At 53.6% G+C, this 20,574-nt stretch carries 19 protein-coding genes; 10 read left to right on the forward strand and 9 right to left on the reverse strand.

Annotated features, from left to right (window positions below; translation table 11 throughout):
* Nucleotides 1-6 precede the first annotated feature (6 nt).
* From V6944_RS17460 to V6944_RS17485, 6 genes are all read right to left on the reverse strand, one after another.
* Complete coding sequence (locus V6944_RS17460) at nt 7-822, reverse strand: ABC transporter permease (RefSeq protein WP_333499868.1); 816 nt, start codon at nt 820-822, stop codon at nt 7-9.
* Complete coding sequence (locus V6944_RS17465) at nt 812-1,741, reverse strand: ABC transporter permease (protein WP_333499869.1); 930 nt, start codon at nt 1,739-1,741, stop codon at nt 812-814. Before V6944_RS17465 ends, V6944_RS17460 begins: the two co-directional genes overlap by 11 nt.
* A gap of 12 nt (nt 1,742-1,753) precedes the next feature.
* Nucleotides 1,754-2,767 (reverse strand): ABC transporter ATP-binding protein, encoded by a 1,014-nt coding sequence (locus V6944_RS17470; RefSeq protein ID WP_333499870.1) that lies wholly within the window; start codon nt 2,765-2,767, stop codon nt 1,754-1,756.
* A 17-nt stretch (nt 2,768-2,784) separates the two neighbouring features.
* Nucleotides 2,785-3,930, reverse strand: coding sequence for a putative ABC transporter substrate-binding protein YdcS (gene ydcS, locus V6944_RS17475; RefSeq protein ID WP_333499871.1), 1,146 nt, complete (start codon nt 3,928-3,930; stop codon nt 2,785-2,787).
* Nucleotides 3,931-4,203: 273 nt separating this feature from the next.
* Nucleotides 4,204-5,616 (reverse strand): aminotransferase-like domain-containing protein, encoded by a 1,413-nt coding sequence (locus tag V6944_RS17480; RefSeq protein WP_333499872.1) that lies wholly within the window; start codon nt 5,614-5,616, stop codon nt 4,204-4,206.
* 89 nt (nt 5,617-5,705) lie between these two features.
* Nucleotides 5,706-6,659: an AraC family transcriptional regulator gene (locus tag V6944_RS17485; RefSeq protein ID WP_333499873.1), complete on the reverse strand. Its 954-nt coding sequence runs from the start codon at nt 6,657-6,659 to the stop codon at nt 5,706-5,708.
* 91 nt (nt 6,660-6,750) lie between these two features.
* Between V6944_RS17485 and V6944_RS17490 the strand changes: the two genes are divergently transcribed.
* The 9 genes from V6944_RS17490 (at nt 6,751) to V6944_RS17530 (ending at nt 15,436) form a co-directional block, all read left to right on the forward strand.
* Entirely contained in the window at nt 6,751-8,604 is a 1,854-nt protein-coding gene (locus tag V6944_RS17490) for a DUF2264 domain-containing protein (protein WP_333499874.1), read from the forward strand.
* Between the two features lie 4 nt (nt 8,605-8,608).
* Nucleotides 8,609-9,859: an oligosaccharide MFS transporter gene (locus V6944_RS17495; protein WP_333499875.1), complete on the forward strand. Its 1,251-nt coding sequence runs from the start codon at nt 8,609-8,611 to the stop codon at nt 9,857-9,859.
* Between the two features lie 30 nt (nt 9,860-9,889).
* Entirely contained in the window at nt 9,890-11,041 is a 1,152-nt protein-coding gene (locus tag V6944_RS17500) for a glycoside hydrolase family 88 protein (protein WP_333499876.1), read from the forward strand.
* A 55-nt stretch (nt 11,042-11,096) separates the two neighbouring features.
* On the forward strand, nt 11,097-11,801 hold the full coding sequence (locus V6944_RS17505; protein WP_333499877.1) for an oligogalacturonate-specific porin KdgM family protein: 705 nt from the start codon (nt 11,097-11,099) through the stop codon (nt 11,799-11,801).
* A 150-nt stretch (nt 11,802-11,951) separates the two neighbouring features.
* Nucleotides 11,952-12,281, forward strand: coding sequence for a hypothetical protein (locus V6944_RS17510; RefSeq protein WP_333499878.1), 330 nt, complete (start codon nt 11,952-11,954; stop codon nt 12,279-12,281).
* Nucleotides 12,282-12,426: 145 nt separating this feature from the next.
* The gene (locus tag V6944_RS17515) at nt 12,427-13,818 is read left to right on the forward strand and encodes a cytochrome ubiquinol oxidase subunit I (RefSeq protein WP_333499879.1); all 1,392 of its coding nucleotides are present in this window, start codon (nt 12,427-12,429) and stop codon (nt 13,816-13,818) included.
* The gene (cydB, locus tag V6944_RS17520) at nt 13,815-14,825 is read left to right on the forward strand and encodes a cytochrome d ubiquinol oxidase subunit II (protein WP_333499880.1); all 1,011 of its coding nucleotides are present in this window, start codon (nt 13,815-13,817) and stop codon (nt 14,823-14,825) included. Before V6944_RS17515 ends, cydB begins: the two co-directional genes overlap by 4 nt.
* Complete coding sequence (locus tag V6944_RS17525; RefSeq protein ID WP_333499881.1) at nt 14,825-14,950, forward strand: DUF2474 domain-containing protein; 126 nt, start codon at nt 14,825-14,827, stop codon at nt 14,948-14,950. Before cydB ends, V6944_RS17525 begins: the two co-directional genes overlap by 1 nt.
* 126 nt (nt 14,951-15,076) lie before the next feature.
* Nucleotides 15,077-15,436 carry a hypothetical protein gene (locus V6944_RS17530; RefSeq protein ID WP_333499882.1) on the forward strand — a complete coding sequence of 120 codons (360 nt, stop codon included), beginning with the start codon at nt 15,077-15,079 and terminating at the stop codon, nt 15,434-15,436.
* A gap of 87 nt (nt 15,437-15,523) precedes the next feature.
* Here the strand turns inward: V6944_RS17530 and V6944_RS17535 are convergent, their stop codons facing one another.
* Together V6944_RS17535 and V6944_RS17540 are read right to left on the reverse strand one after the other, a co-directional pair.
* Nucleotides 15,524-17,482 carry a peptidase U32 family protein gene (locus V6944_RS17535; protein WP_333499901.1) on the reverse strand — a complete coding sequence of 653 codons (1,959 nt, stop codon included), beginning with the start codon at nt 17,480-17,482 and terminating at the stop codon, nt 15,524-15,526.
* A gap of 199 nt (nt 17,483-17,681) precedes the next feature.
* Nucleotides 17,682-18,257, reverse strand: coding sequence for a helix-turn-helix domain-containing protein (locus tag V6944_RS17540; RefSeq protein WP_185669087.1), 576 nt, complete (start codon nt 18,255-18,257; stop codon nt 17,682-17,684).
* A gap of 135 nt (nt 18,258-18,392) precedes the next feature.
* Between V6944_RS17540 and V6944_RS17545 the strand changes: the two genes are divergently transcribed.
* Nucleotides 18,393-19,559, forward strand: a complete 1,167-nt coding sequence (locus V6944_RS17545; protein WP_333499883.1) for a benzoate/H(+) symporter BenE family transporter — start codon at nt 18,393-18,395, stop codon at nt 19,557-19,559.
* Here V6944_RS17545 and V6944_RS17550 read toward each other — a convergent pair.
* Entirely contained in the window at nt 19,536-20,405 is an 870-nt protein-coding gene (locus tag V6944_RS17550; RefSeq protein ID WP_333010619.1) for a helix-turn-helix transcriptional regulator, read from the reverse strand. The genes V6944_RS17545 and V6944_RS17550 overlap by 24 nt on opposite strands.
* Nucleotides 20,406-20,574 lie beyond the last annotated feature (169 nt).

The following is a 20,574-nucleotide window of genomic DNA, read 5'->3' on the forward strand; positions in this document are numbered from 1 at the left end:
CCTGTTTTATTTAAATGTCGTACCACCGTTGGCGGCCCCATCGTCTTCGCGAGTCAGCCACCACGCCCCTAAAATCGGTATCATCGTTAACAGCATGACCATCAGCGCGACCACGTTGGTCACAGGCACATCGCGAGGTCGGCCAAGCTGGTTCAACAGCCACAGCGGCAACGTACGCTCATGCCCGGCAGTAAATGTTGTGACGATAATTTCATCAAACGACAACGCAAATGCCAGCATGCCCCCGGCCAGCAGCGCCGAGCCTAAATTTGGCAGCACCACGTGACGGAAGGTTTGCCAGCCGTTCGCGCCCAGATCCATCGATGCTTCCACCAGGTTCCACGAGGTCCGGCGGAATCGGGCAATCACGTTGTTAAACACCACCACTACGCAGAACGTGGCGTGGCCAATAACAATGGTGATCAGTCCAGGCTCCAGATTGACCGCTTTAAAGGCGGTCAGCAGCGCCAGGCCGGTAACGATCCCCGGCAGTGCGATCGGCAGCATCAGCAACAGCGAAATAGCGCTTTTGCCGAAAAAGTCACGCCGCCACAGCGCTGCTGCAGCAAGCGTGCCAAGTACCAATGCAATCGCCGTCGACAGCGCCGCAATTTTTAGTGACAGTGTCACGGAATCGAAGATATCCCCACGCGATGCTGCTTCGCTGAACCAGTGCAGCGTCAGGCCTTTCGGCGGGAAGCTGAACGCCGCGTCTTCGGTGTTGAAGGCGTAAATGGCGATGATCGCTAGCGGGAAATGCAGGAAGATAACCCCGCCCCAGGCGGCAATTTTGAGAAACAGCGGTGCCCTTTCAGAGTGCATCGAACGCTCCCAGGCGCTTCACGAACGCCAGATAGAGGGCAATCAGCACGATGGGCACCAGCGTAAACGCCGCCGCCATAGGCATATTGCCGATAGCACCCTGCTGGGAATAGACCATGTTGCCAATGAAATAACCCGGCGGCCCCACCAGCTGCGGCACGATAAAATCGCCGAGGGTCAGTGAGAAGGTAAAAATGGAACCCGCAGCAATCCCGGGGATCGCCATCGGTACCACCACGTGGAGAAAGGTCTGGCGTGGGCGCGCACCGAGATCAGCGGAAGCCTGAAGCAGCGAACCGGGAATACGCTCCAGCGCCGCCTGCACTGGCAGGATCATAAACGGCAGCCAGATATAGACGAACACCAGGAAACGCCCCAGCCCGGAGGTAGACAGCGTATTGCCGCCGACGCCGGGCACCGTCAGAATCGCCGCCAGCAGCGTCTCCAGACCCAGATGGTTCAGAAACCACTGCGCCACTCCATCCTTTGCCAGCAACAGCGTCCAGGCGTAGGCTTTGACGATATAGCTGGCCCACATCGGCAGCATCACCGCGACGTAGAAAAAGGCCTTTTGCTTGCCGCTGGTGTAGCGCGCCATATACCACGCCATCGGGAACGCCAGCAGCGCGCTCGCCATGGTAACTGCCAGCGCCATCACCAGCGTACGGATAATGATGTCGTAGTTGGCGGGGTTAAACAGCGCGTAGAGGTTCGCCAGCGTCAGCGTTGGCGTAACGGACATGGTGAAATCGTCGAAGGTGTAAAACCCTTGCCACAGCAGCGTCAGCAGTGAGCCAAAATAGACAATCCCAAACCACATCAGCGGGCCGAGTAGTAACAGAAATAGCCCGAGTGTGGGCCTGCGCCAGAACAGGCTGGATACGCGACCCTGACGGCGAGCGGGAGGAACCGGCGTCATACTCATCTCCATTCACCTCCCTCCGTCCAGCGCCACCATGGCATCGCGCGCCCATGAAGCCTGCACCACGTGACCCACGGCCGGGCCTTCGGCAGTTAGCCCCGCGGAGAAGTTAGCCTGGCTAACCAGCAGTTTTTCACCGCCCTCCAACAGCAGTTCATAGCGCGTCGCCGCCCCCTGGTACTGCACTGCCTGTATACGCCCCTGAACCTGAACCTCGCCGCCTTCGTTGAGACGAATATGCTCCGGGCGCAGCGCCCAGCTTCCCGTCATTCCGCAGAGCGTTTCCGCCATCGCCGGGGCGAACACGTTAGAGGTGCCGACAAAGCTTGCCACAAACGGCGTGCGCGGGCGCAGATACAGCGCGCGCGGCGTATCCACCTGCTCAATACGCCCATTGTTGAACACCGCCACCCGGTCAGACATCGACAGCGCTTCCCCCTGATCGTGGGTGACGAAAATAAAGGTGATACCGAGGTCCTGCTGGAGCTTTTTTAACTCGAACTGCATCTGCTCACGCAGTTTCAGGTCCAGCGCCCCCAGCGGTTCATCCAGCAGCAGCACCCGCGGCTCGTTCACCAGCGCACGGGCAATTGCCACGCGCTGACGCTGGCCGCCGGATAGCTGAGAAGGCTTGCGCCCGCCCACAAAGCCAAGAGCCACTTTTTCCAGCGCCTGCGCCGCTTTTGCCTGACGCTCTTTTTTACCGACGCCTTTCACCATCAGGCCGTAGGCAACGTTATCGAGCACCGACATATGCGGAAACAGCGCGTAATCCTGGAAGACAGTGTTGACGTCCCGCTCCCAGGGCGGCAGTTCGCTGGCATGTTTACCAAAAATAGAGATAGCGCCGCCGGAAAGCTGTTCAAACCCGGCGATCAGCCGCAGACAGGTGGTTTTGCCGGAGCCAGACGGCCCCAGCATGGAAAAAAACTCCCCATCGTGGATGGCAATGCTGACGCCATCCACCGCCCGAACGTCACCATAAAGTCGCGAGACGTCATGAAACTCAACTGCATACGTCATGTTGGACTCCCGGATGATTAGCGACCGCCCATAATGGCGATATAGTCCTGCGTCCAACGGCTGTAAGGCACGTATTTACCGCCTTCGGCGATAGGCGTTTTCCAGAAAGCGATTTTATCGAAGAAGCTGTAGCCGTTAGTCTCACAACCTTTGTCACCCAGCAGCGTGCTGGCTTTACAGCCTTCCGGCACCACCGGCAGCGAACCAAACCACGCGGCTACATCGCCCTGAACCTTCGGCGTTAACGACCAGTTCATCCATTTGTAGGCGCAGACCGGGTGCTTCGCTTCAGCGTGCAGCATGGTGGTATCCGCCCAGCCGGTGACGCCCTCTTTCGGGAAGACGGTGGCAATCGGCTGCCCTTCACCTTTCAGCCCGTTGGCCTGATACGGCCAGGCGATGGAGGCCACCACGCCTTCGTTTTTGAAGTCGCTCATCTGTACGGTGGTATCGTGCCAGTAGCGGTGGATCAGCTCATGCTGATCGCGCAACACCTTCAGTACGGCCTGATATTGCGCTTCGGTAAGCTGGTACGGGTCGCTGATGCCCAATTGTGGCTGGGTCGCTTTGACAAACAGCGCCGCATCGGCGATGTAGATCGGGCCGTCATAGGCCTGTACGCGACCCTGGTTGGTTTTGCCATCCGGCAGATTTTGTTTAACGAAGATAACGTTCCAGGAATCTGGCGGCGTTGGGAAGGTTTTGGTGTTGTACATCAGCAGGTTCGGGCCCCACTGATACGGCGTGCCGTAAACTTTACCGTCGACGTTAAACCAGGCCCCTTTTTCCAGACGCGGGTCGAGGGTTTTCCAGTTCTCAATCAGCGCCGTATTAATTGGCTGCACGCGTTTGCCCATGATCAGGCGCAGCGAGGCATCACCCGAGGCGGTCACCAGGTCGTAGCCCCCTTTCGCCATCAGGCTCACCATCTCATCAGAGGTCGCGGCAGTTTTCACGTTGACCTGGCAACCGGTATCTTTTTCAAACTGCGTCACCCAGTCATAGCCTTTGTCGGTCTGACCCCGTTCGATGTATCCCGGCCAGGCGATAATATCCAGCCGACCTTCCGCTTTACCCAGCGACGTGGGCGGTTCGGCGGCGTTGGCGGTCGCGACGGTCATGACCAGCGCGCACAGGCTGCTGCGGGCAAATTTCTTGCTCATAAGGTTATTACTCCTGTCACAATGAATTTGAGCGGCAGCCTTGCCGTAAAAATATCTCCCTTACTAAAAATAGACATCGCCACGCGCGCCATTCGTACCGCCGAAAGATATTTGCACAGGTTGTGACCAAGGGCGCATTCCGCAAAAATGGGAAACGTATGGAGATAATATGGATTATAGACAAGGAGTTACCGGCCAAAGGCGTTATGCATATTTCCTATGACCGGGAGTTATCAGGACCGCTATCAGGGAATGACAGATGCCGCCAGGGCGTTATTTCATCATCTCGCGAATCAGCGCGCCGAGGGTTTCTACCGCCCGTTCTTCACGCTCGCTCCATCCCCAGGCGGTATTAAACCGGAAGAATGAAGCCCAGTTATCGGTTGTGGAGAACATTTTGCCCGGCGCGATGCTGATATGGTGCTCCAGTGCTTTTGCGCTCAACACACCAGCGTCAAGCCCCGCCGGTAGCTCCAGCCATAGAAAATAACCGCTGTCATTATGATGGATATGCACCTCTGGAGGTAGCGCGCGCATCAGTGCCTGCCAGGCCTGCTGTTTGCGCTCAGCAAGCTGACGACGCAGACGTCTCAGGTGCGCGTCATAACGTTTGGTCGCCAGATAGTCGACCAGCGCCAGCTGCATCGGCGAGCTGGTCGATAACGTGCTCATCAACTGTAAATGTTGAATACGCCGGGCATGCTTGCCCGCCGCCACCCAGCCAATACGGAACCCCGGCACCAGGCATTTTGAAAATGAACTGCAGTGCAGCGTCATATCACTTTTATCCCACGCCTTTGCGGGTAGCGGTTTATCGCGGCCAAAATAGAGTTCGCTGTAGACATCATCTTCAATCAGCGTGACGTTGTATTCGCTGAGGATCTCCACCAGACGTGCTTTCTTTTCCGGCGTCAGAGTAAAACCGAGCGGGTTCTGGCTGTTGGTCATCAACCAGCAGGCTTTCACCGGGTAGGTTTGCAGCGCCTGCACCAGCGCATCGAGGTCGATACCCTCTTGCACATCGGTGGCGACCGACAGCGCTTTGAGCCGTAGACGTTCCAGTGCCTGTAGTGCGCCGTAAAAACAAGGGTTCTCGACGATCACCCAATCGCCCGGCTCCGTCACTGCCTGTAGGCTGAGGTTCAGCGCCTCCAGCGCACCGGCGGTGATAACAATTTCATCCGGGGAGATGGTCATGCCCTGGAGCGCATAGCGCCGCGCGATGGCATGGCGTAACTCGTCGTTGCCCGGCGGCAGGTTTTCAATCACGCTCATCGCCGTTGCGGTTTTGCTGACCTGCGCCAGCGAGCGGTTAAGCTGCGGCAGCGGAAACAGTTTTGGGTCAGGGAAAGCGGAGGCAAATGGCAGCACCGAGGCATTCCGGCTGGCCTGCAGCACTTCAAATATATAGGTATTGATGTCGACGACGTTATCAGGCATCACCTGCGCGGGCGCTGTGGCCGCTCGGGTTGTCACCGTGCGCGGGGCGACGTAATAGCCGGACTGCGGTCGCGCCACGATGCGTCCCTGGCTTTCCAGCAGCTGATACGCGTGGCTGACGGTCATAAAGCTCATGCCGCTGTTCACCACCTGCTCACGCAGCGACGGCAGTTTATCGCCCGGCAGCCACACCCCAAGGGCAATCTGTTCCGTCATCTGCTCGGCGAGGCGCTGGTACTTTTTCATGATCAATTCCGGTAAATCTTACATTGCGTCTATATTATATCAGCGTTACAAAATATGCATTTTTATGTAACTGATATGGGTTTTATGTTTTAGCGGTTCTGTTTGTTTCTGTAACGCAATGGGGCGCAGCCCAATAGCTCTTTGAAGCAGCGAATAAAATAAGTGACATGGTTAAACCCTGCCCGCTCGGCCACTTGCGACACCGATAACTCGGTGTTTTCCAGGAGGTCACAAGCGTACTTGACGCGTCGAATCATCAGGTACTCCTGAATGGTTCCACCGGTCTCTTTGCGAAAGACTCGTGAGGCATAGCTCTGCGATATTTTCAGACTCTCGGCAATCGCTTTCAACGTCAAAGGCTGACGGAAATCCTGCTCAATAAGACGCATAATTTTCGAGGAAATTTTCCCTGTTGATGTGGTCCGGACGTAGGCATCCTCGGAGAAAAGCTGAAACAGATTCAGCAGTAGCACGGCCATAATTTCGACTTTATTCGAAACCGACTGATATTTTACCTCATAAGTATCAAACATCTGTTGAATAAAATCATGGTGCTGCAAAAGGTCGAAAACAAACGCTTTTGAATCCGTCGACGAGATATTTTCGAGAATATTATGAAATTCATTAAAGGGCTTGAAATAGCTGGCTAGCACATTAGCATCAATATGCAGTATGTTGCGCTTGTAATAATTAGATGGACTATTCTCCACTGTTACTTTATGCAGTTTCCCTTGAGGGAAGATAAAAATCCTACCCGGCCGCAATGTGTATTGTTGATTATCGACAACGACAATCCCCACCCCATCATAAATATATAAAACCTCCAGACACTGATGCCAGTGATAATAATCTACACTTTTCCCCTCTACCCGACGAAACTCCGCATAGAGATCATCGAATTCGATGCGATCAAGTAATAACTCAGCAGTCATAACGGCGATGTCAAGATAGTTCAACTTTGATTCAGAATAATTCAAAATTTCGAAAAAAAATCCTCTTTTTTCTGTGTGCGGTGTCGAATCATCGTTTTTTGTGATCTTCATAACGAATTACATCATCGAACAACAATAAGTTACGTGCCATTGCAGGGCGTTATGAAACGTTATTCCATTTTACTATCAAGGTATATGTTCGATGAAACTTCCACCATGTTCACGGCAACCGCTGTGTACCAGAAACGATGTTGAAAATGAATTCAACACCCTTTTTTCTGCCGCCTGGTCGCTTCACCAGGATGGCGCAACCGGCATTCTGCCAGGTAAAGCTATCCCACTTTATGGCAGTAAAATTGCAGCAATGGAGACATTTTCTCGCCTGATGTGGGGGATTTTCTCGCAATTGGCCTGTCCTGATAGCCCGTCATTACCTGTTGCGCCGTTATTCCGACTCATTGCTGACGGCACTAATCCAAAGCACCCGAACTACTGGGGAACGCCTGGAGATTTTGATCAACGCTGCGTAGAAATGGCGGTATACGGCGTAGGCCTGGCGCTAGCCGCACAGCAATTCAGAGCACACCTCTCTCACGAAGAATTTGCCAATCTGGTGAGCTGGCTTAAACACATCCGACGGGTGAAACTGCCGCAAAATAACTGGTCATTCTTCCCCATTATGGTCGAAAGCGGGTTGTGTATTGCGGGAGAAAATTGGCAGCCGGATACCATTGCACACCACTTTTCTCTACTTGATGAATACTATCTGGGAGATGGATGGTATAGCGATGGCAAAGGCCGTCCACGTGATTATTATAACGCCATGGCATTGCATTATTATGGGCTGGTTTATGCACAACTCATGGGCCAGCGCGACCCAGAAAGAAGCCGTATCCTTCGTGAACGTGCCACCCTCTTTGCCCATGACTTTATCCATATGTTCGCCGACGATGGCAGCGCCATTCCATTTGGCCGCAGCCTAACCTACCGTTTTGCACAATCCGCCTTCTGGAGTGCCGTCGCGTTTTCAGCACTCCCGGTGTTTCCTGCCGGTGTAGTTAAAGGTCTGATTCTGCGCAATATTAACTGGTGGCGACAGCAGGAATTTACCGACAGCCGCGGCATTATGAATGTCGGTTATGCCTATGATAACAATGGTATTTCAGAAGATTACAATGCACCAGGATCGTCTTATTGGGCATGCAAAACGTTCCTGATCCTGGCATTAGATAAACAGAGCGTATTCTGGAAAAGCGCGGCTCTGCCGCTGCCAACCTCAACCGCGCAACATGAATTTGCGCATGCCGGACAGATTGTTCATCACGATACCCGCAACCAGCACCATTATTTACTCAATGCCGGTCAGTTTCCAGCCAAAAACTATAATAACAGCGAGAGTAAATACGCTAAGTTCGCCTACTCTTCGCTGTTGGGATTTAACCTGGAGCGTTGTCGCTACGGCATTGAAATGAACGCTTGCGATTCCATGTTGCTATTTTCAGAGCATGACGACTATTTCCGTGGACGCCGTATTAATCAGTACTCGGAAGTAAGCAACCGTTATATTCATTGTCGCTGGCAACCACAATCAGGCATTTCAGTCCAAACCTGGTTTGTCCCATTATCAAGCGGCCATTTCCGGCTGCATATTATCGAAAATGATAGGAATATTAATACCGTAGAAGGCGGCTTCCCTATTCCCGTATTCACTACTGAGACCGCCGTTCCCGGAGAGAAGAAAAACGACATAATAGATACTCAGGAAAATATTTTCAGCTTGATTGAGGATCTTTCACCAGCCTTAACACGCACCGCTGAAATAGTTGTTTCACCGCCTGCAAGCAACATTATTTTCCCCTGTAGTAGCGGTGTTCCCACATTACAACAGGCTCTGGAGCCCGGCAAACATCTCTTTGCCTGTCTGGTTCGGGCAGGCCGCGGCACTCCCGGTGAAAGCGATGTGTCGGTAGATATCGACCCACAACAGCGTTATTTCACCATTCAGGATGAAGGAACATCCCTCACTATTTCGCTAACCCCTAAATCCGAAAGGTAACCCTATGTACGCAGTAAACAAAGTCGATTACATAAAGATAAGTACATTTATGTTCCTCTATTTCGTGGTGTGGACCATGAGTTTTAGCCTATATGCTATATGGCTAGGGCAGCACGCCGCATTATCAAGTGCAGAAATTGGCGCCGTCTTTGCCGTCAATGGCGCCTTCGCCGTCGTGTTAAAACCTTTTTATGGCTACATCACCGACAAGCTGGGAATGAAGAAGCATCTACTCTATTTTGTGGCCATTATGTCCGCGCTGCTGATGCCCTTTTTCGTTTACGTCTATCATCCACTGCTGATTGCGAGTTTCCCGATAGGTGTTGTGGTTGGTGCAATCTACCTCAGCCTCGCCTGGTATGCTGGTATAGCCGTGTCAGAATCCTATTGTGACCGTTTTGGGCGCCTTAAAGGGTTTGAATTTGGCCGTATCCGCATGTGGGGGTCCTGCGGTGCGGCGGTCACTGCTTCATTCGCGGGTGTGCTGTTCAACATCTCACCGGTCATTAACTTTACCATTAGCAGCGTTGTCTCATTAATTATGCTAGCCGTCTTGATCAGCATAAAAATCCCTGATGCCGACAATAGCGAAAACGCCGTTGTGCCGGCAAAAAAGATCAATATGGCCGATGTCCGTGAGTTGATTAAACAAGGTAAATTCTGGCGCTTTTGTTTCTATGTCGCAGGTATCGTATGGTTTATGCATATCGCGGAGCAGCAGTTCCCTCGTTATTTTGTTTCATTCTTCCACGGTGATAAGTCAGGTAACTCCTGGTACGGTTATTTAAGTACCGTTCAGGCGATAGTCGAATTCATTTCAATGCTTACCGTACCCTGGGTTGTCAATAAACTGGGGGCACGTAAGACATTAATCATTGCCGGTTTGTTAATTGGTGCACGTTTACTTATTTCTGGATTTGCCACCAGCCCATTAATGATCGCCTTTATCAAACCTTTCTACGGTCTGGAGAACTCACTTTTGTTGATTGCTGTATTTAAATACATCGCGGAGCATTTTGATAAAAAAGTCAACTCCACCATGTATCTGATTGGTTATCAGTGTTTCATCTACATTGGCACTATTTTTGTCTCCGCACCAGTGGGTTATCTATATGACCATATCGGTTTTGGGAATGCCTACTTTATTATGGGTGCCATTATTATCGCCTTTTCGCTGATGTCTATTTTTGTGCTCTCCAGCGATAAAGAAATACCAGGGCATCATCACCCGATTGCTAAACGCTCACTCAGTTAATTAATATTGTTGTCGCAAAGAGAATTTCATATGCAGAACATAGATAAACCGTCGGTTAAAAATGTCCCATATCTTCAAAGCATCGCCAATCAACTGGCAGATAAACTCGCCTTTCAGCTCGGCCAGTTTAATGGGCTATTTCCTGCAGCTTGTAGCATCAACGGCATTTATCCGCTAACGCCGAATACCGATTGGACAAGCGGTTTCTGGAGCGGCATGACGGCGCTCGCCGCAACGTTCAGCCATCAGGAACGTTTCTATAACGCTCTCGGACAGCAGGTGGAGAGCTTTGCGCAGCGCCTTTGCGTAAAGCACGATCTGGAAACACACGATCTTGGTTTTTTGTATTCACTCTCCTGCGTAAATGCCTGGCGAATGACCGGTAATATAAACGCGCGTGACTGTGCCTTGCAGGCCGCTGATATGTTATTGGAGCGCTATCATCCGCAAGCAAGGATTATTCAGGCATGGGGCGATTTACAGGATCCTGAGCAGCAGGGACGAATGATTATCGACTGCATGATGAATTTACCGCTGTTGTATTGGGCAAGTGAACAGACGGGTAACAGCGAGTACATGAATAAGGCTTATCACCATGCACTGCAGGCTCGGAAGTATCTGTTCAGAGAGGATAGCTCGACGTTCCATACCTACTACATGGACGTGAAAACTGGCCAGCCTTTAGGGGGCAAAACGCATCAGGGATTTTCCGATAATTCCTGCTGGGCCCGGGGACAGGCATGGGCGATTTATGGTTGTGCGTTGAGTTACCACTACACTGGCGATAAACAGTTTTTGCAGGCTGCAAAAGAGGCCGCCCGCTACTTTCTGACGCATCTTCCCGCCGACGGCATCTGTTACTGGGATTTAAGTTTGACCGCAGCCGAAACGCATAAGGATACTTCCGCGGCGGTCATTGCCGTTTGCGGTCTGCTTGAACTGGCTAACCATCTCTCTGTCGTAGACCCGGAACGTCGCGATTTTATCGAACAAGCGCTCAGCATGATGGACACGTTGCTGGAGGCTTATTTTGATCGTGAGCTTAACTATGGGGGCTATTTAACCCAATCCGTTTATAACATGAATAAAAATAGAGGTGTCGGGGAATACAGTACCTGGGGAGACTATTTCATGTTCGAAGCAATATCCAGACTCGTATCACCCGAAGTTAAATACTGGTAAAACATCTTAATTAATTTTATATCCTGACAGGGGTAGGCATTCCCTCGGAGTAAACATGCGTATAATCAAAGCATTTCCTTATTCTATATCTTTAATACTTCTGAGCATTTCTTTTTCTTCAATAGCAGGCGGCTTTATTGAAGTCCGAGAAGCTTATGAGAGCGCATCAAAAGATCATCAACTTAAATTAGGCGGTGGATATAATTTTGATAATGGCGCTGGGGTATTATATCAAACGGTTTTTAACACCGGTAAAAATCTTGAACAGTTAAAACATACATTTGATGAACTCGAGGGATGGTATCCTCTCTGGAAAATCACTGACAAATTGACCTTCTATCCTGGCGGGATTATTAATTCCACCAGCGCAGGCTCCACTACCTCACCGTATGTACAATTGGCTTATGTTTATAATCATGATTTAGCGATGGCATTTAAGTATCGTTATAACCATATGAACTACCAGACTGCCGATCTACAAGGCGAGCCGGATTACAATGATAATCATCAGCTTGTTATGGTCGTAAATTATAAAATGACGGATAACATCAGCTATGAGTTTGAACCCGATCTTTATATCAATACTGGAGACTACAAACGTAAAAACGGTAAAGATCATAGTTGGGAGTTGAACCATAAATTCACCTGGAAGATGACCAACACCTGGAGACCTTTCGTGCAGCTCTCCTGGCTGGATCGCGACAACGGTAACAATGCTGAACGCTACCGCATCCGTCTGGGTATTCGTTACTACTTCTGAGCGTCATCACACGTTGAATACCGCCAGCAGGCGGTATTCAGTTCAACCGTTGTGCGACACGTTCTGACGCCTGCAGCATCATTCTGAAAAGTCGCAAATGATTGACCTGCGACATAAAAGCAGCACGCCCGGTGCGGAAAACACCAGATCATGGCATTTATGATTAGCAATAACTGCCCAAAGCGCCATTATGTGCAGCTTGCTATCAGGGACGCACGCACCGCAACCCACGGTACCAACGTCAAGCAATCACCTTGGTTTATCATGAAGGCAGATCTATTTTTAATGAAAATGACAAGTATTGAACTGTTAGGCTATTCGGCAGCGCTGTGTTTTTCCTCAGTCATCGCTTCCGGCGAGCTACACAATGAAGCGCTGGCGATGATTAACCCGCTCCTGTTTGTTGTCGTGATAGGTAGCGGCCTGGCGTGCATTTACCCAAAAACTAAAAATCTCACGGCACGTTTCAAAAAAAATTAGCAAACACATAAAGATAGTGATAACAGTTACCCGAAAATAAAAGGAAAATTAAAACTGTTATCATTTAATACCCCCTGACTGTCTCTGCCCCCATTCCGCCCCACCCTCTAAAATCAAGCCGAGTCTTCTTCTCCACGGAGTTTGCATGTTCGGTCTTGATGCGTTTCACCTCGCGCGAATTCAATTTGCCTTTACCGTTTCGTTTCACATCATTTTTCCCGCCATCACCATCGGTCTCGCCAGCTATCTGGCGGTGCTTGAAGGCCTGTGGTTGAAAACCCGCAACCCAGTCTGGCGTTCGCTGTATCAGTTCTGGTCAAAGATCTTCGCCGTCAATTTCGGTATGGGGGTGGTGTCCGGGCTGGTGATGGCTTATCAGTTTGGTACTAACTGGAGCGGCTTTTCGCAGTTTGCGGGCAGCATTACCGGCCCGCTCTTAACCTATGAAGTGCTGACCGCCTTCTTCCTGGAAGCCGGTTTTCTCGGCGTGATGCTGTTCGGCTGGAACCGCGTCGGCCCGGGGCTGCACTTCTTTGCCACCTGCATGGTCGCGTTGGGCACCATTATCTCCACTTTCTGGATCCTCGCCTCCAACAGCTGGATGCAGACCCCGCAGGGATATGAAATCGTCAACGGCCAGGTCGTGCCGGTCGACTGGTTTGCCGTTGTGTTTAACCCATCGTTCCCCTACCGGCTGCTACATATGTCCATTGCCGCTTTCTTGAGCAGCGCGCTGTTCGTCGGCGCGTCGGCAGCCTGGCATCTGCTGCGCGGCAACCAGACGCCAGCCATCCGCACCATGTTTTCCATGGCGCTGTGGATGACGCTTATCGTCGCCCCCATTCAGGCGATGGTCGGTGATATGCACGGTCTCAATACGCTCAAGCACCAGCCAGCGAAAATTGCCGCCATTGAAGGCCACTGGGAAAACCCGCCGGGCGAACCCACGCCGCTGCTGCTGTTTGGCTGGCCGGATATGGAGCAGGAGCGTACTCGCTTTGGGCTAGAGATCCCGGTGTTGGGCAGCCTGATCCTCACCCACAGTCTGGATAAACAGGTTCCGGCGCTCAAAGAATTTGCCAAAGAAGACAGACCCAATTCCACCATCGTCTTCTGGTCATTCCGCATCATGGCCGGGCTCGGCATGCTCATGCTGCTATTGGGTGTGATGGCGCTATGGCTGCGCAAGCGGCAAACCCTTTACACCTCGCGCCCGTTCCTGTGGTTCGCGCTGCTGATGGGCCCTTCTGGCCTGGTGGCGATCCTTGCCGGATGGGTGACGACGGAGGTGGGCCGCCAACCGTGGGTGGTTTATGGGCTGCAGCGCACGGCGGACGCCGTCTCGGCGCACGGTGACCTGCATATGAGCATCAGTCTGCTGACCTTTTTCGTGGTCTACAGCTCGGTCTTCGGCGTGGGCTACAGCTATATGGTGCGCCTGATCCGCAAAGGTCCGCAGCCGTTTAGCCCTGAGCCGCAAGGAACCCCAGCACGTCCGTTGTCCGCCGCGATGTCCCACAAAGAGGAGCGAGTATGAACATCGACCTGTCCATCATCTGGTTTGTGATTATTGTGTTTGCCACCCTGATGTATATCGTCATGGACGGTTTTGATTTGGGGATTGGCATTCTCTTCCCCTTCACCCGCAGCGCGCAGGAGCGCGACGTGATGGTGAACAGCGTGGCGCCGGTCTGGGACGGCAATGAAACCTGGCTGGTGCTGGGTGGCGCTGGACTTTTTGGTGCGTTTCCGCTGGCCTACGCGGTGATTATTGATGCGTTGACTATCCCGCTGTCATTGATGCTGGTCGGCCTGATTTTTCGCGGCGTGGCCTTCGAGTTTCGTTTCAATGCCACACCGTCGCATCGGCCGTTCTGGGACAACGCGTTTATGGGCGGCTCGATTCTGGCGACCTTTTGCCAGGGGATCGTCGTTGGCGCGGTGATTAACGGCTTTGAGGTGACGGGACGCGCCTACAGCGGCGGTGCCTTCGACTGGTTCACGCCGTTTACGCTGTTCTGCGGCGTGGGGCTGACTGTCGCCTATGCACTGCTGGGCGCCACCTGGCTGGTGATGAAAAGCGAAGCCTCGCTACAGCATACGATGAAGCGCAGCGCGCGCGGGCTGCTGCTAGCGCTGCTGGCGGTTATCGCTATTATCAGCCTCTGGACGCCAATGCAACACGAGGCCATTGCCCGACGCTGGTTTAGCCTGCCGAATCTCTATTATCTGCTGCCGGTGCCTCTGCTGGTCATCGCCGCCAGCATTCTGCTGTGGCAGCATCTGGCACGAGATGCCAGCCATGCGCAGCCGTTTTTGCTGACGCTGGTGCTGGTGTTCCTCGGTTTTAGCGGGCTTGGGATCAGTATCTGGCCCGCCATTATTCCGCCGTCCATTACGCTCTGGCAGGCGGCAGCGCCCGTGCAAAGCCAGGAATTTATGCTGATTGGCGCGCTGTTTATTATCCCGGTTATTCTGGTGTACACCTTCTGGAGTTATTACGTTTTTCGCGGCAAAGTGCCGCAGGATGAGGGCTACCATTGATGAAAAATCGCTGGGTTTCACGCCTTTTCTGGCTGGTCGTATTATGGGGCGGCAGCGTATTGGCGCTGGCCGTGGTGGGGAGCTTATTTCGTGTACTGATGACCGCCGCTGGCTTTAAATCCTGATATAACAATAGGATGGAATTTTAAGCTTTACGTGCCCGGACTATTCTTAATTGGACGGGCCTTCACATTTCCTCCATGTTTTATTGGTCAACTACGTCCCATACACAAAAGCAATGTATGGAGTACATGATGAAGAAAATTATTGCACTGTCTGCAATCCTGGCAATGGGTCTATGTTCAACCGCTTTCGCCGCCGACCATCAAGAGCCACCGAAAAAGCCGCCTGTAGAACAGCAGCATAATGGCCAGCCACCGCACGATAACAAAGGCCCACAGCAGGATGGCAAAGGCCAGCCGCCGCACGACAACAAAGGCCCGCAGCAGGATGGCAAAGGCCAGCCGCCACGTGACAACAAAGGTCCACAGCACGATGGCAAAGGCCAGCCGCCGCACGACAATAAAGGCCCGCAGCATGATGGCAAAGGCCAGCCGCCAAAACACGACGGTGACAACAAGCTGCCACCGAAAGATGGGCAGCATAACTAAGTAAAAAAGGCCGGAGATTCCGGCCTTTTTGTTTGGTATTGTTGCCTTTCCCGGCGTCGCGTTGCTCGGCCGGGCTACAAAGCGGCGCTATTTCCGGCGCGGTAACGTTTTTAGCAAATCGTCCGGGCTGACCGATGCCACCACACTGCCCGGCAGCGGCATCTTCAGGATGTGGTTTTTGATTTTGCCAATCACGTGCATTTCACACGGGCGGCAGTCAAATTTCAGCGTCAGCACTTCGTCACCGTTAATCAACTGCATCGGCGTGGCTTTCCAGCTCTTAATCGACCCCTTCGCCTGTTTTGGGCACAGGTTAAAGGCAAAGCGCAGGCAGTGTTTGGTGATCATCACCGGCACGTCGCCCTTCTCTTCGTGCGCCTCATAGGCTGCATCAATCAACTGTACGCCGTAGCGATGATAAAACTCACGCGCCTTGTGGTTATACACGTTAGCAAGGAAGTTAAGATGGCTTTCCGGATAGACCGGCGGCGGCGTGGTTACCGCTTTACGGCTTCCGCGCACATAGGCCGCCAGACGCGCTGCATCGAGCATCTCTACGGTTTCACGGCGCAACTGGTTCAGCATACTGTTAGGCACAAACAGCGCCTCCGGCAGCATGACTTCAACCCCACGCGGATAGTAAATCGTCTGGCCCAGCTTGGCGATCCCGTCCTGTAGCTGGCTCAGTGCTTTATCCGCATTGTTCGCCGCCGCAAATTCGCCGTCCAAGGTATGCGTCACGCTAACGCCATCTTCGCTGGTCATGGTCAGCACCAGCTGTTCCTGCCAGCCGGTAAGCTCGATATCCACCGCAATGCGGCGCTCGCTGGAGGTTTTCAGCAGCGCCTGCTGCCAGTTGTGATCGAGGTTGCGGTTCAATACCTGATGCGGGCGCGCTTTATGCAGGTCACCCGGCATCTCGTTTGGCCACACGCGATAGCGGTTTTCCCCGATTTTCTCTACCGTGTTGGCTCGGAAGCCGACCACTTCACGTTTAATCAATACGTTCAGACCATCGCCGTTGGCCAGCGGCTCGCTGACTTCCACATCGAGGGTATCTTTATTGACCTTCAGCACTTCACCGACCGGCAGGCCCACGAATTTCGGCGAGTCGAACGCACCGATGTTCATCTGGCGCTGGTTGACAAAGTAATCGGTGCTGCCGCGATGGAAGGTTTTGTCCGTTGACGGCACGAAAAAATGTTCGGTGCGTCCGGCAGAGGCACGGCCTAAATCACCGCGTTCTTCAATCAGCGTATCGAGCATCTGGCGATAGTGCGCGGTGATATTCTTCACGTAGCTCATATCTTTGTAGCGCCCTTCAATCTTGAAGGAGCGTACGCCCGCGTCAATCAGCGCGCCAAGGTTGGCGGTCTGATCGTTATCTTTCATCGACAGCAGGTGTTTTTCGAACGCCACCACGCGACCCTGATCGTCTTTCAGGGTGTACGGCAGACGGCAGGCCTGCGAACAGTCGCCACGGTTGGCGCTGCGTCCGGTCTGAGCATGCGAAATATTGCACTGCCCGGAGTAGGCCACGCACAGCGCCCCGTGGATAAAGAACTCGATGGTCGCATCGGTCACATCGTGAATGGCTTTAATCTGCTGCAGATTCAGTTCGCGCGCCAGCACGATCTGGCTGAACCCGACATCCGACAGGAATTTAGCTTTCTCAACGGTGCGTATATCGCACTGGGTGCTGGCATGCAGTTCAATTGGCGGCAGGTCGAGCTGCATAATGCCCATATCCTGCACGATCAGCGCATCCACACCCGCGTCGTACAGGCTGGTAATCAGCTTCTGCGCTGGCTCCAGCTCGTCATCATGCAGAATGGTATTGAGGGTAATAAAGATTTTCGCGCCGTAACGATGGGCAAACGGCACCAGCGCGGCGATGTCCTGCAGGCTGTTGCTGGCGTTATGGCGCGCCCCAAAACCAGGGCCACCGATATACACCGCATCGGCACCATGAAGAATCGCTTCGCGAGCAATAGCGGTATCGCGAGCCGGGCTAAGGAGTTCAAGGAGAGTGTTCTGCTGGCGCATACAGTCAGGGTTATCCAGTCGGGTCACAAAATGGCGGCTATTGTAGCCAGAAGCCGCGACGGACGAAAACAGTTTCCACCGCTTGTGCGCCGCGATTAGCATAATTTCAGTAACCTATTACCGAAATGGGCATTTCCGCTTTCGACATCCGTCCGTTAGAGTCAGTTTCGTATTCCGGACTTTCCTCGTAACGGCCACGTTATGGTTCATTGTCATGATTTGCCGCAGGCCTGCCTGCGGCGTTTTCTTTGGGATAATGAATGATAGAGTGGAAATGGGTTACCTGCTCGCCGCTGTTGCGGTAGGCATGCGCCAGGTCGCCCGCAAAGCGTAACCCCTGACCGGGATAGAGCGTCCGCCACTCCCCCTCAACGCACATATCAAGCTGCCCGCTAATCACCACCACGTGTTCAATCACCCCTTTTTCATGCGGGGTTGATTCGCTTAATGCGCCGGGCGCAAGGGTAATAGAAAAGTGGTCAAAGCAAAGTACCGGGTCCCAGGGAAACACGGGCGTCACCACCATCGCCTGCTGTTGCGGGTCAAACGACTGCTCTGCGCCCGGTATTTCAGGCGTAATAAAGACCGAAAACGGCACGTTCAGGCCGGTAGCTATTTTCCACAGCGTCGCCACCGTCGGGCTGGACTCGTTGCGTTCGATTTGCCCCAGCATCGCCTTCGACACGGCGGTCTCTTCCGCCAGCTTCGACAGGCTCCAGCCACGCTGCTGACGTAAGGATTTCAGCGTTGCCGCCAGGTGTTGCGCAATGTTCATTCCACCTCCGTTCTCTTCCATCGCCAAAGTATACCCCACGCCACCCGAGCTGTTTTAGCAAATCCCACGTCAGCATTGTGCGCTATAACGCACAATGCTACATTAATTGGACGTTATAACGCACAAGAGACTTTTATGCGATCTCCTTTGGTTCCTTTCCCTACCGTACTGGCCGGTTTTGTTGCCGTGCTGGTCGGCTACGCCAGCTCTGCGGCGATCATCTGGCAGGCCGCTGCCGCCGCGGGCGCAACCGCGGTACAAATCTCCGGCTGGATGACCGCGCTCGGTCTGGCGATGGGCGTCAGTACGCTGGTGCTGACGCTATGGCGTAAAGTGCCTATCTTAACCGCCTGGTCTACCCCCGGCGCGGCGTTGCTGGTTGGCAGCCTGCAAGGCGCAACGCTGAATGATGCGGTGGGCATTTTTATCTTTGCTAATGCACTGATTGTGATTTGCGGTCTCACCGGCTGGTTTGCCCGACTGATGAAGCTGGTTCCGCATTCGCTGGCCGCCGCGATGCTGGCAGGCATCCTGCTGCGCTTCGGCCTGCAGGCCTTTGCCACGCTCCAGGGGCAACTGGTGCTATGCGGCAGTATGCTGGTTGGCTGGCTGCTGTTTAAAGCACTCGCCCCACGCTATGCGGTGGTGGCGGCGCTGGCGGTCGGTATTGTGGTCGCCGCGGCTAAAGGTGACGTTGTCACTGACTCGCTGAGTCTGGCAGTGGTCGCGCCGCAGTATATCGCGCCGCATTTCTCTCTCACTCAGCTACTGAGCATCGGTATTCCGTTTTTTCTGGTCACGATGGCCTCACAAAACGCGCCCGGACTCGCCACGCTTCAGGCCTCCGGTTATCGCGTGCCGGTTTCGCCACTGATTGTGGTCAGCGGCGCGTTTGGCCTGTTGCTGGCACCGTTCGGGGTCTACTCCGTGTGTATTGCCGCGATTACCGCCGCCATCTGCCAGAGTCCGGACGCACATCCCGACCCGCAGAAGCGTTGGCTGGCTGCGGCTGCGGCAGGCATTTTCTATCTGATTGCCGGGATTTTTGGCGGCTCCATCACCGCACTGATGTCGGCATTACCGACGGCATGGATCCAAATGCTGGCTGGATTAGCGCTGCTCGGTACGCTGGGAGGTAGCCTGTTTCAGGCGCTGAGTAGCGACAGAGAACGCGATGCGGCGATGGTCACCTTTCTGGTCACCGCCAGCGGGGTCAGCCTGGCAGGCGTGGGGTCGGCATTCTGGGGATTAGTGATTGGCGGCGCCAGCTTCGCGCTGCTATCCCGCAAGGCTCGCGCGTAGTTGTGACGGTGTCACGCCGTTCGCTGCTTTAAAGCGGTTGCTGAAGTGGCTGGCGGAGCTAAACCCGCAGCACAGGGCAATGTCGGTCAGGGATTGCGTGGTGTAGCGCACCATCTGCTGCGCGCGGTCCATCCGGCGCTGCATCACGTACTGATGCGGTGCTAGCCCCACGCTCTGGCGGAACATACGCGCAAAATGATATTCGCTGAGGGCCGCCTGGGCGGCAAGGTCGGCGAGCGTCAGCGGCGCGGAGAGATTCGCATCGATATAGTCGAGCGTATTACGCAACACCGCCGGCGCCAGCCCGCCGGTCACTGTCGGCAGTCGCCACTGCACGTTGGCGTGATGCTGGATCAGGTGCGTTAGCAGCATCGTACTCGCGCTGCTCAGGGTCAGCTGGTTTGCCGGTTGCTGCCAGTCATAACCGAGCAGGAACTGGCGGTAGAGCAGCGTAATTTTTGGATCATCGCCAAAAATCTGTTCGTCGAGGGTCAGCGTCGCCGGGCTACGATCCCACACCTGCTCGCCCACCTTCCGTAAGTGTTCGTCGGTGCAGTACAGGTGCACAAACGACAGGTCGCCGCGAATATCCCACGTCGATTCACTGTCTTTCGGCATCAGACAGAAACGGTCTGGCCCGCCGCCGTTTTTCCAGCCATGAGGGGTTTTCTGATAACTTTCGTAGCCGTCGGCGACGTACAGGCTCAGGGTGTGATGATCGCTCTTCACCGTCAGGTTGTCGCATTTGTTATACCAGGCCGCCAGCTGTATCCCAGAGTTAAGCGCCACGGTTTCCCGCAGCTGTGCGTTCTGACTCTGTAATCTTTCAAACGTTGCGTAGGCCATTAACATATCTATCACGATTATCGATAATGTCAGTCTAGGGACTGTCGCCCGCGGAATCTAGCGTTCTCAGCGCCTCGCAAGCAAAAAAACCGCAAGAATATGCAAGTCCCCCGCAGCCTTCTGCAAGCGCCGCGCATCACATCCCCGCACACTGTGTTTTTCAATATGA

The organism is Kluyvera sp. CHPC 1.2972 (assembly GCF_036759925.1).
Lineage (GTDB): Bacteria > Pseudomonadota > Gammaproteobacteria > Enterobacterales > Enterobacteriaceae > Kluyvera.